This window comes from Geobacillus thermocatenulatus, assembly GCF_002217655.1.
In the GTDB taxonomy this organism is placed as follows: domain Bacteria; phylum Bacillota; class Bacilli; order Bacillales; family Anoxybacillaceae; genus Geobacillus; species Geobacillus thermocatenulatus.
Genome location: NZ_NEWK01000001.1, coordinates 371534 through 397464 on the forward strand (window position 1 = coordinate 371534; position 25931 = coordinate 397464).

A 25931-nucleotide genomic window follows, 5' to 3' on the forward strand; every position below is an offset into this window, starting at 1 on the left:
AGGCAGCTTTTTTCCTTCAAGTGGAGTGGATGACGTTTTCATGAGTGAAAGCGTTCGATATGAAGTGTGAACATAACGGTAGGAATTTCACTTATTATCAGAATATAGTAATAAATGCATGCATTCAGATAAACAGAGGAATATTCTGTGGATTTTCCCGATAAATTCTTGACTGACTCATCAATTGAATTTTTGTGTGATAATGTACAATGAAAATGGTATAATATGTTTAAAGAGTTCCGCTTTATCATCTCCCGCCTCGAACGCCTCGAAGCGTAAGCGTAGGTGGGAGAGCGTTCAATGAAAGGAGCGAAGAAGCATGGATTTTGTGAGAGTAATAAAAAACAGCAATGATCTAGAAAAGTTCATAGATATACCTGAATCATTAAAAAATAGGAAAGTGGAAGTCATTATCCTTCCCTATGTAGACGAAGAAAATTCAGAACAATCAGAAAGAAAGAGCTTAAGAGGGGCTCTGTCAAAATACAAAAATGAGGATTTGCAGGCTCAAGAAAGCGATGCCTGGTCTCAAGCTGTGGTGGATCAATATGAAAATCATTGATGCAAACATTATTCTAAGATACCTGCTTAATGATCATGATGATTTGTCGGCTAAAGCGGCAACGATTATTGAAAATAACAAGGTGTTATTGCTAAAGGAAGTAGTCGTTGAAGTTATCTATGTTCTTGAAAAAGTGTACAATGTCGCAAATGCTGAGATCAGCGATACTCTTTTAGAACTGTTCAAATACGATAATATCGACGTGGATGATATCGAGATAGTAGAGGAAGCGCTCATTCTGTTTGGCAGAAGACGACTGGACTTTGTGGATGCCCTTTTGTACGCCTATCATAAAGTAAAGGGATACGAGGTATATACTTTTGATAAGAAGCTGAACAAGGTACTTGAGGAATAGACATCATGATATACTTGTTACAGACCCGCGAGTGGGAAAGCTTACTCCTTTAGGGGTGGGATGAAAGTGAGTCGTTTTACTAATATTGAATAATTATAAAAACATGGTATCATGTCATCGCTAGAAGGAGGTGAATCCATGCCGACGATCACGCTAAGGCTGGAACTGCACAAGCCGACGAAAGCCAAACAAGACATGTACGAACGGATGACAGAAGTGAATACCGCGTTTGCGAATTGGCTGTTGAATCATCCCAAGCTGAATCAAGCGACGAGCAAATTATTTAAAGCGTTTTCGTCGCAGCGGTTTCCTTCCGCCGTCGTGAATCAGACGATTCGAGAAGTGAAGTCCCAAAAGAAAAACCCGCTCAGAGTGGTCGAACCAATACGAGAGCAGCATCAGGCGAAGCAGCCGTTCCGGATCCGCCGCCGGGCGACCCGTTTTTTCCGTGTACAGGGGAGCCACCCAATCGTGAATGACGGAAAAGTCAACCGCTTCGTTGATTTGGCGCAAGATATGATGTGGAGGAACCAGTTCTTCCATGTCGATGACTTGAAACAGACGAGGCTGAGTCGAAGGGTTTTTGGGGGCTTTCATGGATCCGCTCACGCTCCATTCCAACGATTTTTCTTCCTTTTTCGACATAAGCCCCCTAAATCCCTGCCTTGGCGTGTACTTTTTCACCAGCCTTCTAGAATTCGTTCGATAAACTTGCCAATTTCCCGTGTACTCATGCCACTTTGATACATCCTAATGATGGCTTCCTCGAGCCTGCCGGTGTGGCGTTGATAAGGGGCAAACAGCTGCGTTTGAAATTCTCCGTTTCGGTCTCTAGGGACCAAAAGCCCTTCAATCCGGCCATATTGTGTATCTAGATTTCGTTGATAGTAGCCGTTTCTCATATTCGATGTTCCGGCCTGTTCGATTTCGAGGAAATGTTTGATTTCTTCCCGCATGATCCGTTCTAATTTTTCCTTCACAAACTGACGAATGACACTTTCCAGTTGATTGGCCCAGTCGACATTCGGTATACTTTTAGACATAGGTAGGGTTCTCCTTTCTCTGGAATGTTTGGGTTCAATCAGAGAATACCCTACCTTTTTTATTTTGATCTAGTAAAATGCTTTACACAAAATTTTATACATCATCAAAAAACCTCGAAAGGCTTATAGCCAATCGAGGTAATATAGGTTACAGCTCACGTTTAACTAAATCTAATAAGAAATCCCCGAAATCATTTGCAATTATTTCATACTTTTGTTTGTCTAAGTCAACTCCTGGAAAAAATGAAACAACCTTAGGTTCATTATTATCAATCTTGTTAAAGTCTAAACAAAAAACTTCATCACTTCCTGTATCGTAAATGATTAATAAATTACTTGGCAAATTACCCTCTCTTCTCTCTGTTAAAGTATACCATATTGCATCTGGAACTGAAGAATTTTCAAAATCGCTACTAATTATCCCAAAAATCTCTTGAGAACCAAAGTTACCCGCACCAAAAGACAACAGAAAATCCAAATATGAACCTGTGAACTTTAACCCAAGTTTTTCTTCTGCTTGAATAATTAATTCTCTTGAGCGAGGACCCACAAAATCACTTAGTTCTGCATTAGACAAAATAATTTTTTTAGCTTGATTATATGCTTCCATACTCATATTTTTCCCTCCTCGAACTATTTAAAATCACTAACTCTATGTTTCCAATAATCTTTGCGCCATTTATCAAATTCATTCCTGTTAATCCCACTAGGGATAGTATTAGGATTAATGTGGATTATCTTACTATTTTCTTTGTGAAATGTTTGTGTAACCTCAGCAATAGAACTTTCATTTCTTTGTGTCATGTGATGGAGATTTATAGGCTTTCCATCTGAACCTAACGGTGCTAACCCCTTTTCCATTCTTTCAAGATTAGTTCTACCACGCGCATCTTTCATATGTGGGTCTATAATATCATCTCTCTGATAAACTTTCACGTTCTTATATACGGTTGTCACCCGTGGTGCTAGTTGAGCTTTAGCGCTCAACTAGCCCAAGTGTAACCAGGGAATAGGCTAACCATATACCGTCTAACGCCACTTCAAATCCGATGATCGAATTGGCTCGGATCCCCGTGATGCAATATTGGTCAACCAGAACCGAGAACACTGTCTCGATCACGTTGCGTTTTTGTTGGATCCACGGCTCCCATGTCTCAGACGCACGATGTTTCTGGTTTTTTCGAGACGGAGTCCAAAGCGCCATTTGGTATTCTTCGTACAGCCTTTTTTGCAAGTTACGGCTGATGAATCCTTTGTCCCCAAAGTTATAGGGGTGAGGAATTTGGGTCATGACGCTTTCGGCTGCCATTCGATCGTGGCAAGATGCTTCCGTCACCACGTATCCCATCGGCAGCCCTTGATCGGTCACTTGAAGGTGCAGCTTAAACCCGTAGTACCATTGCTTTTTCGAAGTACAATACCCGATATCGGCGATTCCTTGAAACCGTTTGACCCGGTTCATTCTCACGGCATGACATAACTCGATTGGCAAGCTATCCACCACAGCGTAGGCATGGTGCTGCCCGCGTTTCGCCAATTCATGGCGAATCCATTTGATCGCAAAACGCAGTGATCGACAACGACGATGATACCGGGAACGTTCCAGAAATTTCTCCTTTGGGAACAAGTTCCCGATCACAAAGCGATGCCACGCCCGTTCAGAAGTAAAACCGAGCAGCTTTCCTAAAAGATGAATGGCGATGATGACAGCGTCCTCTTGCTTGACCAAATGGCGATTTCGACGATGAAGATGCACCTGAATGCATGAAAGTTGGGCAGAAACAAAAACGAAAATGGCGGCATATTGCTTTTGAATCTTGGACCGATCTGTAGTAAAATGAAAGTGCTCTTGCATGGGGATTCTCCTTTCGAATGGTAGGTCGCACTTTCATTCTACAGGAGATCCGCCAGGCAAGGGCTATTTTTATGCTTGTCTGATTTTATCTAGCACCACGGGTTAAATCTATATAAATGCACGTTGAAACTTTAACATTTTTCTTTTTGATGGGGTACTCGTTATTTTTCGACTGTCGGGTGACCGAACAACACCGCTCCCAGACAAATTTGTCTGGGAGGCGGCTCGTTGTTCGGTTCTCTGTCACACTAAATATTGGACTCTTCACCACAACATATACTTGACAAGCAATGTGGTTTCCTGACAAGGATAGGCAAAAAGTGCTGATGTTCCCTCACAAGCGTAAATAGGGGATGTTCAGAAAAAATCAAGTACAACTTTTGGAGAAGATCCGAATTTTACACTATATTACAATTTATGTAACCTTTTTTGGGAAAAATAGGTATTTTCCACAATTAAATTTGCGGAAAATACGGATGTTTTTCCTCTCTTATTCTGATACAATCAAGTGGTGAAGCCGGCTGGCTTAATACAAATATAGGGAGATGTTAATAGTGTAAAAAAAATCCATTACCAGCCTTACTTTAGGGTTAATGCTTTTATTTGCAACTGGAGTATATGCTAAGGGTTTGGAAGAAGATAAAATTGATATTGTAGAAAAAAGCAACCAAAAAGTTATTGTAGAAAAATCTGATGGTGAACGGATTATTATAAACGTAGATAGGCCAGATTTTAAAGATAGACTTAGTGATAATTTGATCAAAGATATAGCTGAGCAAGTGGACATTAGTGACAATGTAACTATTCATGATATTATTGAACCGTCTTTTTGTATAACAATCCCAAACGATGTGGGATTTCTAAATTCTAAAAAAAATCGATTCTCATTCTCTCTTAATGCTGCTCAGCCGGAAAGTTTGCTTTATCGATACGAGGTGACAAAGAAATATACTGATAGGTCTCCGCTAGCTGCACAATTGATTATAAGTGTTGCTTATGGTAAAACAGCAACTTTAAAATCTTCAATAACTGTTACTAATTCTGCTACTATTAGTGGGGCGACTAAACTGCCGGACGAAGGACTTGCAGAGCTAAATGCATCCCTAAATGCGTCAGTCACTTATACTTATGAGAAAGGTAGAACTTTTTTAGGTCCTTCAAAAGGGTACACAAGTAGACAATATTATTCAACTAGATTTCATGATAGAGGAAATTATATTGTTCGAAAAATAAATCGCATAACGGGCAATGTATCAGAAACCTACACTGGTACTTATGGAGAACCTAGTTTACAGGATCCAATTGTAAACTGGTCTAGAGATATCAAATAAATTACGCTTTAGTGATTTTGCTCATCTACAGTTAGTGATTGAACGAATTAGCTTTAGATAAAGAGAGCAACAGTTTTTTACGATTGAGAATGCGCTACAGACTTTCTTTTATTACAAAAACACTATAGTTCAAAACTTTGAATTGTAAATGCAAACACATAGAGAGGAGAAATGAGTTTTGAATAATTTTATTGAAAAAGGATTTATGTACGGTTTTGTCATAGGAATCACTTTAGCATTGATATTTGTCCCCTATAAAACAGTAACATATATGTCAGGAGGGGTGACAACAACGGGGTATAAAGAAATAACTGAATATATTATAAATGTACTTAGAGTGAGTTTTAGCAGCGGAGTGATTGCCTCTACAATTAGTCTGGCTTTATATAAAAAAAGAAAAACTAAAAATTAGCACGGTTGTTGATGATTGTCAAGGCCGATTATTTTTTCCCCAAAATCGCCGGTTTAAAATTCCCCAGAAGGACCTTTCACTGATCCTTCTGTTTTTCTTGTTGGAGCCTCTTTTCCCGTAATCGATAGCTTTCCCCCTTTAGGGGGACCGGCTCTTTGGCGTGCGCAAAACCGGAATTGGGAGCAGGAAGTCCTGCTCGTCTTCCCATCCTTTGGCGCCAAATGGCGGGGAGAATGGCCTCCAAAATTCGACATGTGGGAAGTCTATGCCCCATTAATTCACCGGCCTTCTAGAATGGACATCTTGGCGGGCTGCGGACCGCAGTAGCTATGGTGAAAGAGCACATAAAGGAGTACTGCATTACGGTGTTTCTGCGTTTTATTTTGGTCAAGGTTCTTTGTAATGAAATTTTACAACAGCGTCTCTTTATTGAAAAAATATGTCGAAAAATGTCTAAAATAAAGATAAAATTGTCAAACGATTTTTCTTTTTTTTTAAGAGTCAAGACTTATAATTGGGGTAGAGGATGTTTACTTTGATTTAGGGGGATGAGTATGTCTATTATTACGAAAAGGATGTCAAAAATCATTGGAATGTGTGTAATTGGGTTTGGTGCGTTAATGTTTGCAGTAGCAGTTTTTGCCTATAATGGTCCGTATTCATATGATGCCATTGTTCCTAGCTTTGGAATTCCAAATTGGTATAGTGCACCAAAACCTGCATCAGGTTCTAAACAGTATAATACTGTATCATCTATTGGTGGAGGTTATGACGGAGACATTAGTGGATGGATCTCTGATGGAAATGGCAATGCAATTTCATCCTCTTATGATCTTTATTCCGGTAAAACTTATTATTATAATACCAGCGCAACTAAAGGTTCTAAAGTTGAATTGTCGATGGATACACATATCTGGGTTCCAGTGAATGTCGAAGTAAGAGGGTTTTGGGGATCTTAATCCTCTAGTTCGGATTGGGGTCCGTTGCGGAGAAGTGTGGCATGTTTGATCTTTACTTGAGAACTGTAGTTGAGTAATTTTCATTACAATAATTACCACTAAAAAAGAGACAAACAGGGTATCCCTTATGCCACGTGGAGCTGTTTTTTAAATGAACTCCACAAGGCTATGTCCTTTTCTCTTGCGCAGGAGATCGAGCCCGTCGGAAAAATCGCTGTTCGACTCGAGCATGCTATACACATACGCCAGTTGTACCAAAATCCAATACTGTTTCACCGCCCGACGCCCGCGAACGCGGTATCCATCGAGCTTCAGCTGGTCTTTCGCTTGTCGAAAAAAGCATTCGATCGACCAGCGTTGGGCATAGCAGCGCAAGATGTCTTCATCGCTTAGCTCCCAGTCGGTGCTCAAGACGCAGTGAAGATGTTCCGATTTCATCGGCTGATGGGCTTTCCAAGCGAGCAGCACCACCGCATGGTCGAGACCGTTGAGCGCGCCTTCGTAACGATAGACACGATAGCGCTCTTCTCCCACTGTGACGAGGCGAGTGTCATTCGGTTCGATGGAGCGGGCCAACTGCTTCGCTTGGACGGCGGCGCCGTTCGGATCGAGAATCCGGTTCGTCTTGAGCATCGCAATCACGTGGAATCCTTTTTTCAGACAAGCTTTCACGAGCGCTTTCGATGGATGCCACGAATCCATCAGCCCATAAACGGGACGGCGTACATTCAGCGAAGAGAGCATCTCGATCGCGAATTCCCCTTTGCTTTTTCCCGCCGTCTTGTCGTAGAGGCGGAAGATAAAGGGGAACGCCTAGGTTGCAGTATGAACCATGAGCCAAACAAGAGAATGGCCCCAAATCGTTTTTTTTTCTCTGTGTGAGAGTAGTGCCAATCACATCCCTGAATCGCGTGTGTTGCCCGTGACGAAGGTTTCGTTTTTTGGCCAATCGTATCATCGATCGAAACAAACAAGGGTTGATTCTCCTGTTTGGCGATGCGTTCGACACGACGAAGGATCCACTGCTGGAGTTTGCGAAGCAATGTTTCTTCCTCCCACGGACTTTTCGTGAAAAAATGGCTGAGTGTCGTGCGATGGTTCGGATGAAAGTTCTCATGATGAAGGTCGGTCAATGTTCCCGAAAAACCCTCCGTGATCATCGCATCCACGAGATGAACGAGATGCTTCATAACAGGTTTCGAGAAATAAAGGGCCAACCCTAACATCGTGAAAAACTGGTGGATTCCTTGATGATGTGCTAATCTATTCATGAGACATGAACCTCCTTGTGTGAATGGTTTGTTGGCACATCTATTCTAACTAAGGAATCGGGTTCATGTCCCCTTTTTTGTTTGGTTGTCAATTTATGTTAGTGAATTTACTCATCTACAGTTGAGAAGCGATTCTAGGAAGATGTTGTTCTCTAGTAATCACCAGCTTTCTAGATATCTCAATAGTGAAAGTGGGTGATGGTTCGCATGTTTCGAACAGAATTCTATCGATTGCTACGTCGTTGGCAGCTGGCTATAGGAATGATTGCGCTAGTGGGCTTTATGCTCCAAGGATTTTACAGCTATTACACGAAACCTCCTTATTTCTCTGGACAGTACAGTGCGTATATGTCATACATTTCAGCATTGGGCACAGGTAGTGGAGCTTTTTGGATTGTCGTGTTGCCATTGATATCCTGCTTAGTAGCTGGTGATAGCTTGGCCTGGGATCGAAGGACGGGAGCAATTCGCTTCATGTTGATACGGTTATCGAGAAAACAGTACATACTTGGCAAAATTTTATCCTCTAGTATGTTTACAATCCTGTTTGTATCGATAGGTCTTATCTTATCTTTTGTGATCGCATCAATTTTGTTTCCTTTAAAGCTTCCGCCGTGGAGGTTTGTGAATGGAACGGCCACTTTTTCAGTGCCAGGAGTGCCAAAGAGCGAAATTTTCTTATTTCCAACGTTTATGCACAATTTTTTCTTTGAACATCCTTTCACTTATATACTTTTGGTAACTGGAATTGTGGTTTTATCCGCCGTGGTATGGACAAATATTGCACTATTGGCATCTCTATTTACTACCAATATTTATCTTGTTATGGGCATTCCTTGGTTGATTTACATTATCGTTTCTTTTATTATGATGATTCCGTTGGTCGGGTTGCCTCACTATTCTCCTTTAGTGTTGTCAGGTCCGTTCATGGAAAGTGGTCCTGGGACAGGGCCTTCAGCATTATCGATCCCTATTTTTTGGATGGTGGTGATCCTACTAATAAACACCTTATCTTATATAATTTTCCTTCGAAAAGGAGGAGAAGTTCTTGACTAGTTTTTCTGATTACGCAATTGAAGCAAGTGGCATAGAAAAGACACTTAGAGGAACCCTGGTTTTAAAAGGCATTAACCTTAGCGTTTCTTATGGAGAGATTGTAGCGATTGTTGGGGCGAATGGTTCCGGAAAATCGTTATTATTCCGCATCTTGGCTGGCTTGGTTTATCCAGACAAGGGAAAGATTACGATTGGTGGGAAACCACTACAACCAGGATTATTAGGTCCCCTTGCCGACATTGGCTTATTAATTGAAACACCTGGTTTTCTTCCTTATCTTTCGGGAATGGACAACTTAAGGCTGCTTGCAATGCTGCGTCGGCGGATTACAGATGAAGAGATTGCCGAAACAATGCGCAAGGTTGGGCTTGAACCAACCGATCGACGTCCCGTAAAAGCCTACTCATTGGGCATGAGACAACGTCTCGGCATTGCCCAGGCCATAATGGAACGGCAAAAAATCCTTTTACTAGATGAACCTACAAACGCATTGGACCCAGAATTTACTGATGACTTTTTGAAGATGCTTTCTGATCTTCGGAATAATCAATTTGCCATTGTTATGACGTCCCATGATTTACATGAAGTTAAGGGGCTTGCAGATCGAATACTTCTCATGAAGAATGGCATCTTAACTAACTATGAGATTTAGGAATGATGGTGGAGATTAAACTGACGCCTCATTCGAGGCGTTTTTTCATCCTATTTCGCGCAGAAGACTCCCACTTCAATGACCAAAAGAAGAAAGTGGGGGGAATGCGCGTTCCCCTTTCTTTTGTGTATGATCGAATAAAGACGTGGAGAAAACCGTTTAATAAAGGCACTCCAATCACGGCTGCTCGATGGATGGAGTGGGTTGCAGCAAACGTTGCAACCGTCAAACATCGAGCGTAGGTCTGTCTGCTGTGTGTGGAAGACAAGCGCTGCCAACAGACACACCGAGAATCGGGAACGATCAGGCATGACCCAGCGACGTTGGGCAACGGTCAACCTGCCCCTTGATGCTACCCCAAGTCAAGGAAGGAGGACGACGTTCGTTTGCACTTCTGGGGAGTGGCAAGCCCCCACTTCAAGCGTCAGCGAAGAGGGTTAGTTGATGAAAACGAATTTGCACGTTGATTCGTGATGTGAGAGGGGTTTCCACATTGTATTGGCGAATGGTTTGGATGAATTCATTGGCGATTGTAAGAAACGCTCGTTGGTGTGTTGTTCCTTTATTTGCCCTGGCAATTTTGGGGATTTCTGTTTCCGATATTGTGTATTATAGCGGGGGGCGGTTGCATGATGCAAATGAGTGGGACATCCTATTAGAAATGTTTAATGATCCTTTCAAAGTTGCTGTGCTTCTGCCTGCTGTCTATTTTACTATGATTGCTGATACAGCCACTCGTGATTTGGACGGCTGGGGATATATGATTTGGAATCGAGGAATGTCAAGAGCCCAATGGTGGTGGAGCAAGATTGGAGCACTTTGTGTGACAACGTTCATTTATACGAACATCTTATGGCTGGTGGCGTTATTTGCAAGCTTATTCTTGGTTCGGTTTGAATCGCATTGGAGCAAATTTGTCTTTTTGTCGCATTGGTCATATCAAGGCGGTCTTACCGTTCATCAGTTGCTTGTTCCTCCACCAATTATCATGCTTAAAATATGGGGATTAATCACCATTGGGCTATACGCTCTTAGTGTTTGTGTTGTATTGTTGGCATTTGTTTTTCATCATGCTGGAATTGCATGGATGATTGGGGCTGCAACCAGTATCATATCCTATGGAATTTGGGTCAAGATCCCACAAGCTTCTGCTTGGGCACCTACACTGCATTTAGTTTTGTTAACTCATTACGGTTTCTCTTCCAAAGCTCCTGCTTACTTTTCTTGTATTTTTTCGATTGTTGGGGGATTCCTTCTTATCATCATAATTGGTGCTATTGGACATTTGCTCGTATTGAAAAGGGAGTTTTAACTATGGGCAAGACTCGAGAACATATAGTTGGTTTGAGGCTAGTTGGTGCAGAACTTTGCACGTTTGTTAGGCGAAAGAGATCGTTACTATTTTTTTTGCTTATAGGCGTCTATGTGCTCGTGTCAGAAATCAATTTTCTTTATGGATTCGGGGTCAACAAATCTTCTTTAAATTCTTGGCAATTGATTGTAGCGGTTTTGGAAGGGCCCTCGCTTCATCCACCTATTTTTCAAATCATAGGATGGTTAGTTTTACCCACAATTTTCGTTCTAGGTATGGGTGAACCATTTTCCTTTTTCCAGTTGCAACGGGTGAAAATTCTGTTATCCAGAATTCCAACACGATGGGATTACTGGTGGGGCAGATTAATAGCTTGGTATGTGTTGGGTGTATTGTTTGTGGCCTTTGTATTAGTAATTAGTATACTTCTGAGCGGGATGGTCGTTTCATCAGATCATTGGAAGATTCCTAGGGCATTGATTTTAAACCAAAAGACACAGCCTTTTCAAACGGTTATCATTTGGAGCTCTTTTAATCTTTTAACAACGATATGGTGGTATATAACGATCCTTGTCATCTTCTCTATGTTTTTTTCCCATTCAGGGATCGCCACTATAGTCACCTTAGTTGCTGGCTGTATATTGACTTTCATAGGTGCAAACGATGAGCAATTTATACCATTTTTGCGCCCCTTGTTAGGGGCAAAACTGAATGGTTTATCAGATAACATAATAGATTCGAACTCTTTTATGCATCTAGTTTACAGTAGTTGTGCTTGGTTTCTGCTCAGTATTGTCGGTTATGTAATTTTTCGCTGCAAAGATTTATAATTTTAACACGAGTGTTGATTATCCAAAATTAGACATACGCCTTCCATCAATTTGGGCATACTCAAACAAAGCAGCGGCCATCCCGGATTTCCAATCGAGAGGAAGCGGCCCAGAGAAAAAACGGCGAACAAACGAAATGAAGGAAAGAGAGACGTTCGTCCGTTTTTGGGTTGGATCGTAAAGCCATCGCAACAACACATACGCAATGAACGCCGCAAACAGTTGATTGTATACCGCATTTTCCGTCGTGCCAAACAAGGTCGGGACATTCCGATATTGCTTCACCCAACGGAAAAAGATTGTTTAGTGCAAAATAAGGGTCTTTACCATTTTCTGTGATTTTCACTCAATCCTGAATCCGTGACAGAAGTGCATCAAAAATGCTGGGAAACCCAATCGTGTCGAGACTTCGACTCCATTTCGAATGTTCACCTATTAGGTGAAGAACCCCGAGTGCAATATTTTGTTGATTGATCAAGTTTTCTTGGCAGCTTTGAACGCGTCTTTATCACGGATTCAGGTCAATCCCAGAAACATGTTAGCTGGATGAAATAGGTTCATCAGTCAGGATGTAAATTATCATTTTATTTCAGCACAAAACTCCCGTTTTTTTGCACATTCTTTCAGAAAGCCCTCTCCCCTTTTCTGAAGGAATGTGCTAAATTTTTTGTGAATTGTTTCGGATGAAGATTTCCATTCGTTTCAAGGAGAGGGGGGAGGAAGTGTGATCCAGTTTCACGACTTTGGCATTGACATTCAAACGTATACGGATCGTGGGAAAGGGAACGATTTTCCCGACGTGAACCAATGCCCGCACTGTCCATCCCGCCGCCCCTTGCATCGTCACGGATACTACCAACGCTATGCGTTGACGGCAGAGGGGGAGTATCACCTTTGGATTGCACGATACGCTCGCGAGAATGCCGCAAAACCGTGAGTGTGCTGCCTTCTTTCCTCCTCCCGTATGTTCAATATACACGATCGGTCATCTGGAAAGCGGTCAAAACGTGGCTCGAAACGCCAAGGAGAGGAGCGAAGACCAAACAGGTTGGTTTTCCCACCAAGGAGGTCATCTTGCTTTATGTCCGACGATTTTTACGGAATCTTTCCCGCTTGCATCACGCGGCAGCGAGAAGGTGGGGGATCATCGGCCCTGTAGGGAACGCAAGAACAGAACGGGCGGTTTGGTGGATGCAGACCTTGGAGGGACGGGGGGTGGGCTCGATCATCCAAGACCTGTGGACAAACGAGAGGTGGCATCCGTTTGCGGATCAAATTGCTTCCTGGGACCGGCTCTTTGGCGTGCGCAAAACCGGAATTGGGAGCAGGAAGTCCTGCTCGTCTTCCCATCCTTTGGCGCCAAATGGCGGGGAGAATGGCCTCCAAAATTCGACATGTGGGAAGTCTATGCCTCATTAATTCACCGGCCTTCTATATATTTTGCAATAAACAAAAATACATAATATTGTAAAACCTGAATCCGTGACAGAAGTGCATCAAAAATGCTGGGAAACCCAATCGTGTCGAGACTTCGACTCCATTTCGAATGTTCACCTATTAGGTGAAGAACCCCGAGTGCAATATTTTGTTGATTGATCCAGTTTTCTTGGCAGCTTTGAACGCGTCTTTATCACGGATTCAGGTTTTTGTTTGGTTGTAAATTTATGTTAGTAAATTTACTCAACTACAGTTAGTTAGTCGAGTTGTCCGCTGAATTGGGAAGGTGAAAAGATTGATCCTTCTTCTCCCTTATCAAAACAAAATATAGTTTTATGGTTGCCCATCCAACCAAACCACCAATGGAATTTAATATAAAATCGTCTACGTCCGCTACTTTGTTTGGAATTCCAGTTAAACAATTAATGAGTAATTGGGTCAATTCAATGCCCAAACTGACGGAAATGACGACAGTCAAAGTTCGAAAAAAGCCTGTGCTGCGTTTTTTCAATAGTCCTATTAAAATCGGCAACGGGAGAAGGAGAACAATATTCCCCACGACTTGCAAAAGGTTGCCTTGCTTCCACGCAGAGATAATGGTTTGAAACGGGATCAACTGATAATAGTATTTCCAAGGCATGTCCGGATAGCTTGTTTTATCAAAGCTGATCGTTATCGGGAGTAAGGTCAGTTTGACAACAGACAAAGAATAAAATATCGTAGTTGCGACAAAAAAGAGTTGTTTAACGGTCATATTCGCTTTCCTTTTTTTCAAAATGAAGCAAGTGATACCACATAATATGACAAAAACGATCATAAATAGCGGTGGATGTAAGTCAAATGAGAATCCAATCGTTTTCATGCATGTCACCAATCCCGGTTCATGAATTTACCAACTGTAATCAATTTTTACTTTTCCCTCAAATAAGATCCCGGTGAAGTTTCTGAATCTATTTACCGGAACCTGAACCCGATTTATAAAGGGTGACGCTATCCACTTCTGTTGATGAAACCGTACCGCTATCAATATCAGAATCTCCAAAGAATCCTTGTTTCTTTAGATATAAAGTCATGGTTGTTCCTTTTAATCCTTTTGATGGATATGTTGTCACAACAAACTTTGGCGTCGCACTTGCATCAAACGTGCGGCTGTTAAGCCCTCCGGTCAAACTGTACGTCGATTCGTACGTACCGCTTGCTGCAAAAGCTGTCAATACCGAGGAGAATAAAACAACAGCTAAAAAACTGAAAGCCAATATTTTTCTAAACATCATAAAACCTCCTTTTTATACTTCATGCTTTGATCCAAAATACATCACCAATGATTGAGAACACAGGAATTAGCCGGCCGGCTTCACCCTTACTGTACCAAAAATAAAAGAAAAAAACATCCGTATTTTCCGCAAAATTCATTGCGGAATACCTCCTTTTTGTGCAAAAATTTATAATAGCGTATAGTAACCTTTTTTTGTCAAGAATGAAATGTTTGGTCGGTCAGTCAAGAGTTTGTGGAGAACTCTTCTCGGTTCACCACGTATGTTGTCGACCACCACCTGAATCCGTGACAAAACATCTTTACAATAGTCGCAAACCATGGATACGATAAGGGAAAACGATGTTAACGACTTTTCATCAAGTAGGTGAATGTCATGAAAGATTTCCCGATTCGGTTTGTGTTGACAGATGAAGCGATTACTCCAAGTGCTGGGCTTGCTCTCGTGGGCTACTTACTACACCAAACGAAATAAATAGCATGAATTCGAACGTCCATGGTGTGGAAACTCCTTTGCTTTCCTTGTGTACCAAGGACCTATTCGACATCGGGATGAAAAAATCCTCCCGATTTTCGTCGGGAGGGTGCGAAATGTGAGATCTAATGTGATATTAGAAAAACTTAAAAATGATATTAGAAAAGCGGTATAAAGTAGATTAGATAAGGATTCATTTGGACTTTCACCCATTGCCTTATCTATAACCAAATCACTAACTAGAGAAAAAATAAAGTACATTATTCCAATTGTCAGCAACTTCTGAACATACTCTGGGCTTCTAATCATACGAATTAACTGTACTTTAACAAGTTTTTGAAAAACTCGATTGAATCGGAAAATAGTTGTTGCAAACTCACTTAAAGAATTAGTGAATTTGTTGAACCATACAAAATTCTCTAAACTGAAGTTTCCTTTAAGTAATGCTTTTATGATTATTCTGTAAGTCACAATTGCAAAAAAAGAAGCCACGCTTAAAATGAAAATAAAAAAAGAAAAAGTCCATTGAAAATTACTAAAATAACCTTTTGGAACAATGGTATACAAACATAGTGTTAAGAAGAAAAAAGCAATTGTCCAAATAGGAAATCGTTTTTGATGATTTTTTAATAAAACCAGCAAGAATTCTAAATAAGTTCTTAAAAGCTTAATGGTTGCTATACCTATCAGTAAAAGGACGATATTTATCCATTTAGCCTTAAATAAAGCTAGATAGACTACAATCGTAATAAGTTCAGTCACATAATTAAGAGACCATCCAGATGCAATATAATGAAAATAGAAAATCTTATTTTCAGTTATTGGGACATTTCTCAGAAAGTTAATTATGAATTGAGAACTCTCATACAAATGAATAACACTAAATAAAAGTAGTAATTCAAGTATTAAGTACAACAAACAATAATAGAAGGAAAACTTATTGGGATCCATTTGAAAAGTAACAAAACATACAAAAAAGATGAGTGACCAAAATAGCACAATCAAAATGTTTTGAATAATTACTTTTTGAGAACTATCCCCTTTTTTTTCTTCTACAGAAATTCGGTATAGTTTACGGTAAGCTTTATATCTCATAGCAAGCATCCGCATCCCTTTTTAATTTATGTACTCTTCTATTAAACGACCGCCTTCTAAACGATAAAGACGATCAGCAACCTCTGTTGTATGTTGTAAAATATGACTAGTAAAAAGAGTGGTTTTATTTTCAGCCTTTCTCTTTTTAAATAAATTTTTAACCCATTCTGTAGCTTGATAGTCCAAACCTTCAAATATCTCGTCACAAACTAATAATTTTGGGTCATAAAGAATGGCTCCAATTAACTGTACCTTTTTTTTTGTTCCAAATGATAATTCCGAGAAGTTAGTGCCTAACTCTTTTGTTATATTCAATTCTTCTGACAGCTGATGATAAATATTAATTGTTTGATTAGCAGGTAATTGATATATATCGATAAGTAGTTCAAAGTACTCCTCTACAGTTAATTTTTCTAAATAATCTTGATGATCTGAAGATACAAAAGCTGTATTTTTTCTTAAAAAAATTCTATCATCAATATTTTGATTTAGAATTCGTATTTCTCCGCTGTCATATTTCATGAAATTTAACATACAATGTAGAAAGACACTTTTACCAGCCCCATTATTTCCTACAATGGAAATAATAGATGGTTTTTCAACTATTAGGTTTAGATTATTTAAAACAAGCTTATTTCCAAAACTTTTGGATAAACTGTTAATATAAATAGGTACTACATTATTCATAATATTTACCCATCCTCTAATTTTATGTTAAACTAATTCTATAGAGAGGTAATAAATCTTATAGCAACGTAAAAAGGAAAGATAAAGCAATGGGATGTGTTTAGAATTAGCTTAAGTTTATAAGATAGGATGATGAAATAAAATTCATTAGGTTAGCAGACCTAAAATTAGTCAATTAAACCTGCTGCTTTAAGTGCTTCGTAAATGGCTTGGACAATCCAAGAATGGTCTAAGAACCACTCAACTAATGCAGCAAATCCTTTCTTATAGGCAGCAATGAATGAATCATAAAGAGACCCAAGTACATTTTTAATTGCTTGGATTGCTTTACCACCATATTTTATAATCGCGTTTGCAATTTTGTAGATAAGATTCAACATTTTTTATTACCTCCCTTGTTTTATATCCCATTGCTTTATCTTACTACTTTGATATTAACAAGTATATTTTTGGCAAACAATAGAATTAGAGTTATATTGCGGAAAAACGCAAAACAAAAAAAAAGAGAAGTTCCCTTATTTTGATATTATCCTTCTTGTGTAGACAGTGTAAAAAAGGACTCACTGCTATATTGAAGTGACCCCTATCAAGTAGACAGGAATAAAAAAGCACATTTAAGCAGCCTGAATCCTATATTCATAAGGACTCAGGTTATTTAATTTCTTTTGGAAATGTTGATGGTTATAAAAACGAATATATTTGTGTACAGCATCCTTCACCTCTTCGGCCGTGCGGAAAGAGTACAGATGGAAACACTCTGCCTTGAAATGGCTGAAGAAGTTTTCCATGCAGGCATTGTCCAAGCAGTTTCCTTTCCTGGACAACTGGCCTTTATATTGTGTTGTATGGACGGGATGTATACTGGAACCCCTGATCACTATGTAGGAGGAGTCCATTTATATTCCGTTTTTTATGGCCTTTTTTAGCGTGTCGATGACCAGTTTGATGTCATTTCTTTGGCTGATATGGTAGGCCACGATTTCATTGTTGTATAAATGGCGGACAAATAGAGCTTTTGCCCATGAAAAATTAAATAGGTAATATCTGTCACCCACTTCTCGTTTGGCTTTGACGCGCGGAAATCTCGGTTTAGATGATTGCCCGAAATCACATAAGGCTCTTTCTTTCCGTAATAAGGCCGTTTCTTCCGAATCACTGCCCGGATTGGATTCCCATCTCCCTCATCAGCCTTTGTACTCGTTTATGGTTGATATCCAGTTTGTATTTCCGTTTCATCCAGACTTTGACTCTCCGATACCCATAGATTCCTTCCACTTCTTGTAGCTGCTCGTCTTCCAAGTGCTTCTGAGAAGGGCGTTCCTGTCGTTTTACCCACTTGTAATATCCGCTTCGAGACACGCCTGCTATCCTCACATAATGGTTGAATCGAACCATAACACCCGGCCATTTCTTGAAGATCGCGGAACTTCTTGTGAGCTGGTACTGCTTCCATTCCCCCTTTTCACATCTTTAAGAGCTTTTTTAGCATCTCTATTTCCGCCTCAAGACGCTTGATTTTCGTTTCAGGATCTTCTAGTCGAGTTCTCGGTCTTCCTTTATTCGGTCTTTTCGCTTTGCCCCGTTTTTCCTCCAGACCTTGTATTCCTTCCTGTTCATAGCGTTTCACCCATCGACGTACCATGGACTCATTAATCCCTAATTCTTTAGCCACCGTTTTATAGCCCATGCCCTCTTTCAAATATAAATCCACCTTTCTTTTTTCTGTCTACTATAAGGGGATCATATCATTTTTGGCTTTTAACTTCATCAGAATTCTTTTGCTCTTTCATTGAAAAGACTAGCCTGCCAAATCCACCTGCTACAAACAAAATTAGAAACAATGTCGAGTTTTCCTTGAAAAACTCAATTCCAACATACCTACCAATTGTACCTAGCGCTCCTATCAAAAACACGATATCTAATAAGACTTTCATTAGAATCCTCCATTCTCATTATTAATATCTCACTAATAGCTTAATTTTTAAAATCGTTGCTACTAACTTATGGTTAAAAAACATATTTCTCTAGCTATCGTATGAAGTTTTAAGTTTATTAATTAAGAAAACAGGCCGCGGCGTTGGATTTTTCCACCTATGTTTGAAGGAAATTTTAATGATTGGGACAATTATATTTTTTTATTACCTCATAATTCTCAATCAATTAGTATGCAAATTAGAATTTTAAGCTTCTCATTTTCAATTATCTCGACTCTCCACCAAAAGAACGCAAGCACTAGGGCTATTTAGCGACTACATCTAGATTATCGTTTAAGAAGATTTCCTCTAAAGAAGGTTCATGTACATTAACTCGATATATGTCAATTTTATGTTTGGTGAATGCCCGAATAATCAGGGGGATTTTTTCTTCTGAGTCTACGACTAAAGAAGTCCTATTTTCTGTTGTCTTGATGTCACGGCCAACAGTTTCTAGAAACTTTAAAATTAATTCTTTTTGTGGAAATGGCGAATGCTTAATATCCACATGAATAGAAGACATATAATGGGATCTTAATTCCTCTAATGTTCCTTCATTCAAAATACGACCATTTTTCATGATGGCAATTCTTGTACAAATCTTTTCCACTTCATGGAGATTATGAGAAGTCATAAAAATTGTTTTTCCTTCTTTTTGTAGATTTACAATTAATTTTTGAATATTCAAACCAGATTCCGCATCAATACCAGATGTTGGCTCATCTAAAAAGATTAAATCCGGATTATGTATAATAGCTTGAGCAATTCCCAATTTTTTCTTCATGCCAAATGAAAATTTTCCAGCCTTTTTATGGGCATGTTCCAGTAAGCCGACTCGTTTTAAAATGTATTCACAATGCTCTGTTGAAACCTTATATCCACTTATTTTTGCGTAATATTTTAAATGATCTATAGCAGTTAATGAGTCATAAAATGTTGAATAGTCAGGTAAAACTCCAATACGGTGCTTAACTTTTTTTAAACTTGGTTCATCTAACAACTTAAAGCTTCCGGAGGTAGGTTTTATAATACCAGTAATTATATTGATAAACGTAGATTTACCGGCACCGTTTCTTCCTAAAAAAACCATAAATTTCCCCATTCTTTACCTTTAAGTCTACATTATCTACCACTGTTTTGGATCCATAAATCTTCGTGATCCCTGTAGCCTCTATCACATTCATTACAAATCCCTCCTGTTAAACAACACAATTCCAAGCATTAATAACCCAATTGCATAAACAAAATTTACCAATATGTAAAAATCACCTAATAAAGCATAATAGTAAGGAGTAAAGAATTTAAACCAACTAATGAAAACATTATTTGAATGGATTACCAAAAAACTTAACACTGGAAAAGCCAAGGCAAAAACAACACCAAAAAACATGGTTATCGCTGGTTTTGGAAAGATAACGGAAAAAACAAGGTTATAGGCGATTGCTACTGAAATAAACCCCATACATTCTAAGATGCCCCACCATAAAAAGTTTTTAGATACGAATGCAATTAAAACAAAGGATGTAAAAATACAAAAAAACCAAAACAGCCAAATCCCTAAATATTTACCAATAATGATTTTAACCCGAGAAGTTTTGGTTACAAGAAACCTCATTGTTCGTGTACTCACTTCTCGGTTGATGACATCGTGTGATAAACTTGAAATGAAAAGAAACCCTAATAAAAATACAATAGATGCGATACCAGTAGCATATCCATCCTTACCCGTGTTGACATCTAACCGATCTGTTATGGTTGTCATTAAATCTGCCGTCCAATAAGTAACTCCAAAAATAATGGCAACGATAATAATGGATTTAATACTTTTAAAAAGTCCCTTAAACTCATGGAAACAAATCGTCCGCATACCAATCACTCCTTTCAATTTTTAGTATAATAAGAGTAGTTTATTTCCTTATTAACGGAACCTTAACATTTTCTTAAATTGTAAAGGAGTTAGTATTATGGAAAATTCAAGAATTTTAATCGTTGATGATGAAGAATCCATTCTTAATATGCTTAAGCTCGTGTTAAACAAAGAAGGGTTCACATCTGTGCATACTTGTACAAATGGAACGGATGCGTTGCGTCTACTTGAGCAAAAAAAATTTGACCTTATCATTTTGGATATTATGCTTCCGGATATGTCGGGTTTAGATATATGTCAAGCTATTAGGAAAATATGTGATGCCCCTTTATTTTTCATTTCAGCTAAATCATCAGATCTTGATAAATTAACAGGATTTGCACATGGATGTGATGATTACATCACAAAGCCGTTTAACCCTCTTGAAGTGGTTGCTAGAATAAAGGCACAACTACAACGATATCTTTCTAAGAATAATGAAAAACAAGCAGAAATTTTAGATTTTGGACGTTTTAAGCTTAATTTGACATCAGCTGAGCTAATCGTTGAAGACAAACCTGTACCTTGTTCGGCCCAGGTTTACCGACTCCTTGCTTTTTTTTGCAAACATCCTAACCAAGTTTTTACAAAAGAACAGCTCTATTACCAGGTATGGGGGGATGATCAGTTGACTGACGATAATACTGTCATGGTTCACATTAGAAAAATTAGAGAGAAAATTGAAAAGGATCCAAGCAATCCACAATACTTAAAAACTGTTAGGGGGATAGGTTATAAATTGGTTACTGAGGAGAAAATGCAACCATGAACCTAAGTAAAAGGTTAACCTTGCATTTTGTATTACATTTTATCCTCATGTTATGTTTTATTTTGCTATTCATTTTAGGTTCTTTCTTTTTTTTATCTTATTTTATTTTGGAATCGGAAATGAAGTCTGATTTTTCGAGGGTGAGTGAAGAGTATTTAGATCTTGCAATCACAATAAAAAATGGCAAAGCAGTTATAAATAAGAGTATAAAGGAATCTATTCAGAAAAAAGGGGGATGGCTACAAGTTGTCGATTCGAAAGGTTATGTGATCGGAGAATATAATACACCAAAAGAATTGCCAAAACGCTATAGTTTTACAGACATTTTATCCATGGATTTAAACAATTTTCGGACCCATTATTGGATTTTAGAGAAAGAAAATTCTTCAGAAGTTACTATCATTTATGGAGAGCCATTAAAAAGTAAACAGATCTTAAACACACTGTTACGATCAAACTCCTTTCCTAATATCAATACTGATTTTAAAGAGTACTTAGTTAAAAATGATGCATGGATTCAAATCTACGACGCAAGTGGAAATGTGGTATACAGCTACCATGCGCCTCCAAACTTAAAGTTTACCTATACAGAGATTCTGTCAATGAAAAAAAGACCTTGGAATTCTAAAGTAGACATTTCTAGTTATTATTTCAAAGAAAAAGACCGGATTTTTTTAGTGGGCACCTACAATCCCTATTACAGTCCAGACCACATTACCGATAGTATCATTAGTGCCTCTTTTTTGAAGAGCTTTCTTATTGTCTTCGGTACACTGATTGTATTCGCTATTATTATTTCAATTTGGTATGGTAAGAAGTTCGGTAAACCATTGCTTTATATGATGAAATGGATTAATAATATGTCAAAAGGGAATTTCATGGAACCAAAGGACAAAAAAGGGAGGGTACCAATATTAAATAAGAAAGGGAGCTTACATAAGCGTTATAAAATATTTAAAGAGGTTGTCCATTCTTTATATACTTTGTCTAAGACTTTGCAGCAAAATGAAGAAAATCAGCGAAGGATGGAGAAAACTCGAGAGGAATGGATTACTGGCCTTTCTCATGACTTAAAGACACCATTGAGTTCTTTATATGGTTTTTCTGCTTTATTAGCGTCTAACCAATATCAATGGTCTTCGGAAGAAATAATGGAAATGGGACGTATCATGAAAGAGAAAGCAGTGTATATGAGCGAGTTAATTGAAGATCTAAATCTAACATACAGACTGAAAAATAATGCTCTCCCTATTAATAAAGAAAAAACGGACATCGTATCTTTAATCAAAGAATTCCTCTCTACTTTTTCAACAACGACCGAAGCTAAAGATAAAGAAATTTATTTTGAGAGTGCTCAAGATACCATCTTTCTTGAGATCGATCTAAAGTGGTTTATGAGAATATTAGATAACCTACTGACTAATGCAGTAAAACATAATAAGCCTGGGACAAAAATCAAAGTCAAAGTTGAATCGAACCATCAACGTACGATTATCTCTATAGAAGATAATGGAATAGGAATGGATGAAGAAACAGTGAAAAACCTCTTTAATCGTTATTATCGAGGCGGGAATACTCAAGATAATGATAGTGGATCCGGATTAGGAATGGCAATAGCTCATCAGCTAGTAGTAGCTCACGGTGGAGAAATTTTAGTGGAAAGTCAGAAACATGTCGGAACCATCATAAGAGTTGCATTCTACCATAAAAATGATGTATAAAAAACTAAAAACACTTGATGAGGAGCATTTTTACTCAACAGAAAATTTTATTTAAAAATATATGTTCCACATGTGTTTACTAAAGAACATAGAAAAAGCTCTGATTTATCCCTTGGGTGTAAATTATCATTTTATTTCAGCACAAAACGCCCATTTTTTTGCACATTCTTTCAGGAAGCCCTCTCCCCTTTTCTGAAGGAATGTGCTAAATTTTTTGTGAATTGTTTCGGACAAAGATTTCCATCTCAAGATGAGGGATGAGAGTCCGAAAGCGCTTACGATATCAATTCCTGAAAATGGTTCGCTAACTAGTGATTGACAACACCCGTAGTGAACCGAAAAAATGTTCTCCACAAAGTCTTGACTGACTCAACGGAGATGCTTCTGTCGTCTTCAAAACCGTGACCGTTCGGTTTTTCGCAATCCGCTCGATGACGGTGGCGCCCAACGAAGGTTCGGCAAACAGCGCCGCGTTCGCGGTTGTCACCTGTTTTTGCTGTCCTTGGCTGGGGATGGATTTGGCGACAACCGTCTCGTGCACCCAGCCGAGCGTTTTTCCATTGAGGGACACTTTATACCAAAGCGCCCCTGACGCATCTTTGGCGCTTGACAGGCTGTTCAGTTTGGTTCCTTTTCTCAGTTGGGTGACGACTTTTGCTTTTAAAGATGGAGCTTGCCGCACATTGGCGACCGACACGCTGACCGTCAGCGGCTGGCCTGAGATGCTGGACGTATCTGAGACACCGCTTGGAACCGAAATGGTTGATGACATCGTCAACACTTTTTCCGACATCCATCCCCGGACATGTCCGAGATCAACGCGGTACCAAAGTTCCTGACCATTTGTGACGAACAAATCGATCACCTTGACAGATTGACCGCGTGACACTGTGGCGACGGCGCGGTAATGGATGCTCGCCCCGCGGCGAACCGGGGAGGACTGCACAACGTTCATGAATGTCGGTAAAAGTGTCGGAAGCTGTTTGGGTATGTAGATCTGTTCTGTTTTCACCCATCCTTTGACTCCCGCCCATTCCACACGCACATACCGTTCTCCAAGCGAATTGGTGAACTCGGCCATGATGGAGACCACATCGCCGTTTGACAATGTTTTCACGACCGGATAGGAAGGGGATGCCCCTTTGCGTATCGCGATGTCGTTGGCGGCGATGACCGCACGCTTTCCGACGAGCATGGAAGGCGGCTGGTTGGAGAAGCGGTCCGCACGCGCCCAGCCGGTGACGCCACCGTACTCGATGAGGTACCACGTTTCACCATAGGCGTTTTGAAACTCGTCTATGACGTTCACTTGTTGGCCGGCGGGAATCGAACCAACGGCCCGATATGAATCGGTTGCCCCTCTTCTCAGCAACGAGTCTTGCTTGGCGAACATTACGTTAGGGAAGGCGGCAGAGACATGTCCTTCAGAAAAGTCGTCTGCCCGCGCCCAGCCTATGATGCCCTTGTATTCGATGCGATACCACGTTTCGCCAGCAGCATTTTGGAACTTGTCGATGACCTTTACTTGTTGGCCGGCGGGAATCGAACCAACGGCCCGATATGAATCCGTCGCTCCTCTCCTCAGCAAAGCATTATGCTCAGCGATCATAAGTGTCGGTGAGGATGAGGAAGGACTTCCATTGGCGGCCAAGGCGGCTGATGGCCATAGCGGGCAAGTCGCCAACAAGACGGAAAGAAGTGTTTTTTTCAAGGATTCGATCCCCCCTTTTTTCTCAAGTTTGCGTTTTCTATACTATCATAGCGAATTTTGCCGTTTTATCCAACCCGAATTCAGTCCTATTATGCAAAAAAATGAAAAGTTTTGTTGAAAAAGAGAGAAAAAAAGCGGAGGACATGATAGGGCGTGCTCTTTCATCATCATTGCGTGATATACGCTGGAAATGGAAAAAGGCGCTCCATTGCGTTTGGGAGCACCTTCTTTGCGATCGTTAATTTTGGCTTTGTGTGGATGGTGAATCGCTGCGCGTGAGGGAGGCGTTGGACGTCTCGAGCGCTTGCTGCAGCGTTTCATTGATTGAGCTGACCGACTGCTCGTCGGGGATGTAGTAGTATACGCCGTTGATCGTTTCGTCGTATCCTTTCAAATGCAAATTTTCTACATCTGCGTTTTTCATTTTTTGATAGACATAGATGAACGACAACAAATCGGATGGAGGGATGTTCGTCCGCACATGATCCCCTAAATCGGCGATGACGTCATCCAGCTTCGGCAGCGAGGTGATGGACGTGCTTTTGTCGATAATCGCGCGGATGACTTGTTTTTGCCGCTCGTTTCGGCCAAAGTCGCCTCGGGGGTCCGATTTTCTCATGCGCACATAGGCGAGTGCTTCGTTGCCGTTCAACTCTTGTTTGCCTTTATGGAACGTATGCCATTTGAGCGAACCTGTCAGCTGGGCTCTGAATGTAAACGGAACATCCACCGTGACGCCGCCTAAGGAATCGACAATTTTTTCGAACCCTTCAAAATCCGTCGTCACGTAATAGTCGATCGGAACATCGATCAGCTCATTGACGGCCGCAATCGTCGATTGAATGCCGCCATGACTGTAGGAATGGGTGATTTTGTCTTTCCGCCCTTCGCTCGGGATGTAAACGCGCGTGTCGCGCGGAATGCTCAACAAATACACTTTGTTCGTCTTCGGATTGACGGTCAACAACATGACAACATCAGATCGCCCTTCCTCATCGTGGTACTGGTTTTCCACTCCAACCAACAGCACGGTAAACGGATCTTTGCGCATTTCAATATTTCTTGCAGGCTTGCTTGATGGATCAAGTTCTTGGTAAATTTTGTTTGTTGCCTGTTTTGTCTCGGAGTAAATATTGTAGCCAAAGGCGCCGACTCCCCCGAGCAAAAGAAGAAACACGAGCAAAAAGAATCGGCGGAGCCGCTTTTTTTTCTTCCGCTTTTTCACCGTTTTTCTTGTATGATTCAT

Annotated in this window: 26 protein-coding genes and 9 pseudogenes; 15 read left to right on the plus strand and 20 right to left on the minus strand. The window is 40.0% G+C overall.

The genetic code is table 11. The features are described 5' to 3' along the window. Positions 1–319: 319 nt before the first annotated feature. The 3 genes and pseudogenes from B9L19_RS01880 to B9L19_RS01890 all read left to right on the plus strand — a co-directional run. Entirely contained in the window at positions 320–562 is a 243-nt protein-coding gene (locus B9L19_RS01880) for a hypothetical protein (RefSeq protein WP_025949136.1), read from the plus strand. Beyond that, complete coding sequence (locus B9L19_RS01885) at positions 549–917, plus strand: type II toxin-antitoxin system VapC family toxin (protein WP_025949135.1); 369 nt, start codon at positions 549–551, stop codon at positions 915–917. The genes B9L19_RS01880 and B9L19_RS01885 overlap by 14 nt, the downstream gene beginning before the upstream one ends. 138 nt (positions 918–1055) lie before the next feature. Beyond that, positions 1056–1280, plus strand: a pseudogene (locus tag B9L19_RS01890) (RNA-guided endonuclease TnpB family protein); the annotation flags it as partial. On the opposite strand, the pseudogene B9L19_RS01895 reads toward B9L19_RS01890, so the two are convergent. The 5 genes and pseudogenes from B9L19_RS01895 to B9L19_RS01915 form a co-directional block, all read right to left on the minus strand. Then, positions 1281–1533 (minus strand): annotated as a pseudogene (locus B9L19_RS01895) (transposase); the annotation flags it as partial. A gap of 76 nt (positions 1534–1609) precedes the next feature. After that, positions 1610–1960: pseudogene (locus tag B9L19_RS01900) on the minus strand (transposase); the annotation flags it as partial. A gap of 148 nt (positions 1961–2108) precedes the next feature. After that, positions 2109–2576, minus strand: a complete 468-nt coding sequence (locus B9L19_RS01905; RefSeq protein WP_025950013.1) for an SMI1/KNR4 family protein — start codon at positions 2574–2576, stop codon at positions 2109–2111. A 17-nt stretch (positions 2577–2593) separates the two neighbouring features. Continuing rightward, complete coding sequence (locus B9L19_RS01910; protein WP_208615366.1) at positions 2594–2896, minus strand: HNH/ENDO VII family nuclease; 303 nt, start codon at positions 2894–2896, stop codon at positions 2594–2596. A 40-nt stretch (positions 2897–2936) separates the two neighbouring features. Next, entirely contained in the window at positions 2937–3815 is an 879-nt protein-coding gene (locus B9L19_RS01915) for an IS982 family transposase (protein WP_089113823.1), read from the minus strand. Positions 3816–4444: 629 nt separating this feature from the next. Between B9L19_RS01915 and B9L19_RS01920 the strand changes: the two genes are divergently transcribed. The 4 genes and pseudogenes from B9L19_RS01920 (at position 4445) to B9L19_RS01930 (ending at position 6517) form a co-directional block, all read left to right on the plus strand. After that, positions 4445–5146 carry a hypothetical protein gene (locus B9L19_RS01920; RefSeq protein ID WP_141104707.1) on the plus strand — a complete coding sequence of 234 codons (702 nt, stop codon included), beginning with the start codon at positions 4445–4447 and terminating at the stop codon, positions 5144–5146. A gap of 178 nt (positions 5147–5324) precedes the next feature. Then, the gene (locus B9L19_RS01925) at positions 5325–5558 is read left to right on the plus strand and encodes a hypothetical protein (protein ID WP_025949139.1); all 234 of its coding nucleotides are present in this window, start codon (positions 5325–5327) and stop codon (positions 5556–5558) included. Between the two features lie 143 nt (positions 5559–5701). After that, positions 5702–5851, plus strand: a pseudogene (locus tag B9L19_RS18510) (IS5/IS1182 family transposase); the annotation flags it as partial. A 261-nt stretch (positions 5852–6112) separates the two neighbouring features. Then, the gene (locus B9L19_RS01930) at positions 6113–6517 is read left to right on the plus strand and encodes a hypothetical protein (protein WP_141104708.1); all 405 of its coding nucleotides are present in this window, start codon (positions 6113–6115) and stop codon (positions 6515–6517) included. Positions 6518–6664: 147 nt separating this feature from the next. Here the strand turns inward: B9L19_RS01930 and B9L19_RS01935 are convergent. Continuing rightward, positions 6665–7788: pseudogene (locus B9L19_RS01935) on the minus strand (IS701 family transposase). Positions 7789–7995: 207 nt separating this feature from the next. Here B9L19_RS01935 and B9L19_RS18515 point away from each other — a divergent pair. The 4 genes from B9L19_RS18515 (at position 7996) to B9L19_RS01960 (ending at position 11638) form a co-directional block, all read left to right on the plus strand. After that, entirely contained in the window at positions 7996–8844 is an 849-nt protein-coding gene (locus B9L19_RS18515; protein WP_075261360.1) for a hypothetical protein, read from the plus strand. Continuing rightward, the gene (locus tag B9L19_RS01945; RefSeq protein ID WP_025949022.1) at positions 8837–9496 is read left to right on the plus strand and encodes an ABC transporter ATP-binding protein; all 660 of its coding nucleotides are present in this window, start codon (positions 8837–8839) and stop codon (positions 9494–9496) included. The genes B9L19_RS18515 and B9L19_RS01945 overlap by 8 nt, the downstream gene beginning before the upstream one ends. 514 nt (positions 9497–10010) lie before the next feature. Next, on the plus strand, positions 10011–10808 hold the full coding sequence (locus B9L19_RS01955) for a hypothetical protein (protein ID WP_141104709.1): 798 nt from the start codon (positions 10011–10013) through the stop codon (positions 10806–10808). Between the two features lie 119 nt (positions 10809–10927). Beyond that, the gene (locus B9L19_RS01960; RefSeq protein ID WP_141104710.1) at positions 10928–11638 is read left to right on the plus strand and encodes a hypothetical protein; all 711 of its coding nucleotides are present in this window, start codon (positions 10928–10930) and stop codon (positions 11636–11638) included. 18 nt (positions 11639–11656) lie between these two features. Here B9L19_RS01960 and B9L19_RS01965 read toward each other — a convergent pair. Then, positions 11657–11938: pseudogene (locus tag B9L19_RS01965) on the minus strand (IS4 family transposase); the annotation flags it as partial. 424 nt (positions 11939–12362) lie between these two features. Here B9L19_RS01965 and B9L19_RS01970 point away from each other — a divergent pair. Together B9L19_RS01970 and B9L19_RS18520 are read left to right on the plus strand one after the other, a co-directional pair. Continuing rightward, positions 12363–12922 (plus strand): annotated as a pseudogene (locus B9L19_RS01970) (DUF6431 domain-containing protein); the annotation flags it as partial. Position 12923: 1 nt separating this feature from the next. Further along, positions 12924–13109: pseudogene (locus B9L19_RS18520) on the plus strand (hypothetical protein); the annotation flags it as partial. A 219-nt stretch (positions 13110–13328) separates the two neighbouring features. Here B9L19_RS18520 and B9L19_RS01975 read toward each other — a convergent pair. The 11 genes and pseudogenes from B9L19_RS01975 to B9L19_RS02020 all read right to left on the minus strand — a co-directional run bounded on the left by B9L19_RS01975 (position 13329) and on the right by B9L19_RS02020 (position 20445). Further along, complete coding sequence (locus B9L19_RS01975; RefSeq protein ID WP_025949150.1) at positions 13329–13829, minus strand: VanZ family protein; 501 nt, start codon at positions 13827–13829, stop codon at positions 13329–13331. Positions 13830–14025: 196 nt separating this feature from the next. After that, a complete protein-coding gene (locus tag B9L19_RS01980) occupies positions 14026–14346 on the minus strand; it encodes a hypothetical protein (protein ID WP_047753276.1) in 321 nt (106 codons plus the stop codon). A gap of 459 nt (positions 14347–14805) precedes the next feature. Then, positions 14806–15927, minus strand: coding sequence for a hypothetical protein (locus B9L19_RS01985; RefSeq protein WP_089113826.1), 1122 nt, complete (start codon positions 15925–15927; stop codon positions 14806–14808). A 12-nt stretch (positions 15928–15939) separates the two neighbouring features. Beyond that, positions 15940–16605, minus strand: a complete 666-nt coding sequence (locus tag B9L19_RS01990; protein WP_089113827.1) for an ATP-binding cassette domain-containing protein — start codon at positions 16603–16605, stop codon at positions 15940–15942. 167 nt (positions 16606–16772) lie between these two features. Further along, positions 16773–16985, minus strand: coding sequence for a hypothetical protein (locus tag B9L19_RS01995; RefSeq protein WP_047752326.1), 213 nt, complete (start codon positions 16983–16985; stop codon positions 16773–16775). 234 nt (positions 16986–17219) lie between these two features. Beyond that, complete coding sequence (locus tag B9L19_RS19735) at positions 17220–17501, minus strand: IS3 family transposase (RefSeq protein WP_128733400.1); 282 nt, start codon at positions 17499–17501, stop codon at positions 17220–17222. A 256-nt stretch (positions 17502–17757) separates the two neighbouring features. Then, complete coding sequence (locus tag B9L19_RS19740; RefSeq protein ID WP_128733399.1) at positions 17758–18000, minus strand: IS3 family transposase; 243 nt, start codon at positions 17998–18000, stop codon at positions 17758–17760. A 67-nt stretch (positions 18001–18067) separates the two neighbouring features. Further along, positions 18068–18292: a helix-turn-helix domain-containing protein gene (locus B9L19_RS02005; RefSeq protein WP_241771925.1), complete on the minus strand. Its 225-nt coding sequence runs from the start codon at positions 18290–18292 to the stop codon at positions 18068–18070. Positions 18293–18350: 58 nt separating this feature from the next. Beyond that, positions 18351–18539, minus strand: a complete 189-nt coding sequence (locus B9L19_RS02010) for a hypothetical protein (protein WP_047752324.1) — start codon at positions 18537–18539, stop codon at positions 18351–18353. 304 nt (positions 18540–18843) lie between these two features. Continuing rightward, positions 18844–19762, minus strand: a pseudogene (locus tag B9L19_RS02015) (ABC transporter ATP-binding protein). Further along, positions 19762–20445 carry an ABC transporter permease subunit gene (locus B9L19_RS02020; RefSeq protein ID WP_047752323.1) on the minus strand — a complete coding sequence of 228 codons (684 nt, stop codon included), beginning with the start codon at positions 20443–20445 and terminating at the stop codon, positions 19762–19764. Before B9L19_RS02020 ends, B9L19_RS02015 begins: the two are co-directional and overlap by 1 nt. A gap of 97 nt (positions 20446–20542) precedes the next feature. On the opposite strand from B9L19_RS02020, the gene B9L19_RS02025 reads away from it, so the two are divergent. Together B9L19_RS02025 and B9L19_RS02030 are read left to right on the plus strand one after the other, a co-directional pair. After that, a complete protein-coding gene (locus B9L19_RS02025; RefSeq protein WP_047752322.1) occupies positions 20543–21253 on the plus strand; it encodes a response regulator transcription factor in 711 nt (236 codons plus the stop codon). Then, on the plus strand, positions 21250–22974 hold the full coding sequence (locus tag B9L19_RS02030; RefSeq protein WP_047752321.1) for a HAMP domain-containing sensor histidine kinase: 1725 nt from the start codon (positions 21250–21252) through the stop codon (positions 22972–22974). Before B9L19_RS02025 ends, B9L19_RS02030 begins: the two co-directional genes overlap by 4 nt. Positions 22975–23278: 304 nt before the next feature. Here the strand turns inward: B9L19_RS02030 and B9L19_RS02035 are convergent, their stop codons facing one another. Together B9L19_RS02035 and B9L19_RS02040 are read right to left on the minus strand one after the other, a co-directional pair. Beyond that, the gene (locus tag B9L19_RS02035; protein WP_244182599.1) at positions 23279–24685 is read right to left on the minus strand and encodes an SH3 domain-containing protein; all 1407 of its coding nucleotides are present in this window, start codon (positions 24683–24685) and stop codon (positions 23279–23281) included. Between the two features lie 238 nt (positions 24686–24923). Next, positions 24924–25931 carry an LCP family protein gene (locus tag B9L19_RS02040; RefSeq protein ID WP_025950133.1) on the minus strand — a complete coding sequence of 336 codons (1008 nt, stop codon included), beginning with the start codon at positions 25929–25931 and terminating at the stop codon, positions 24924–24926.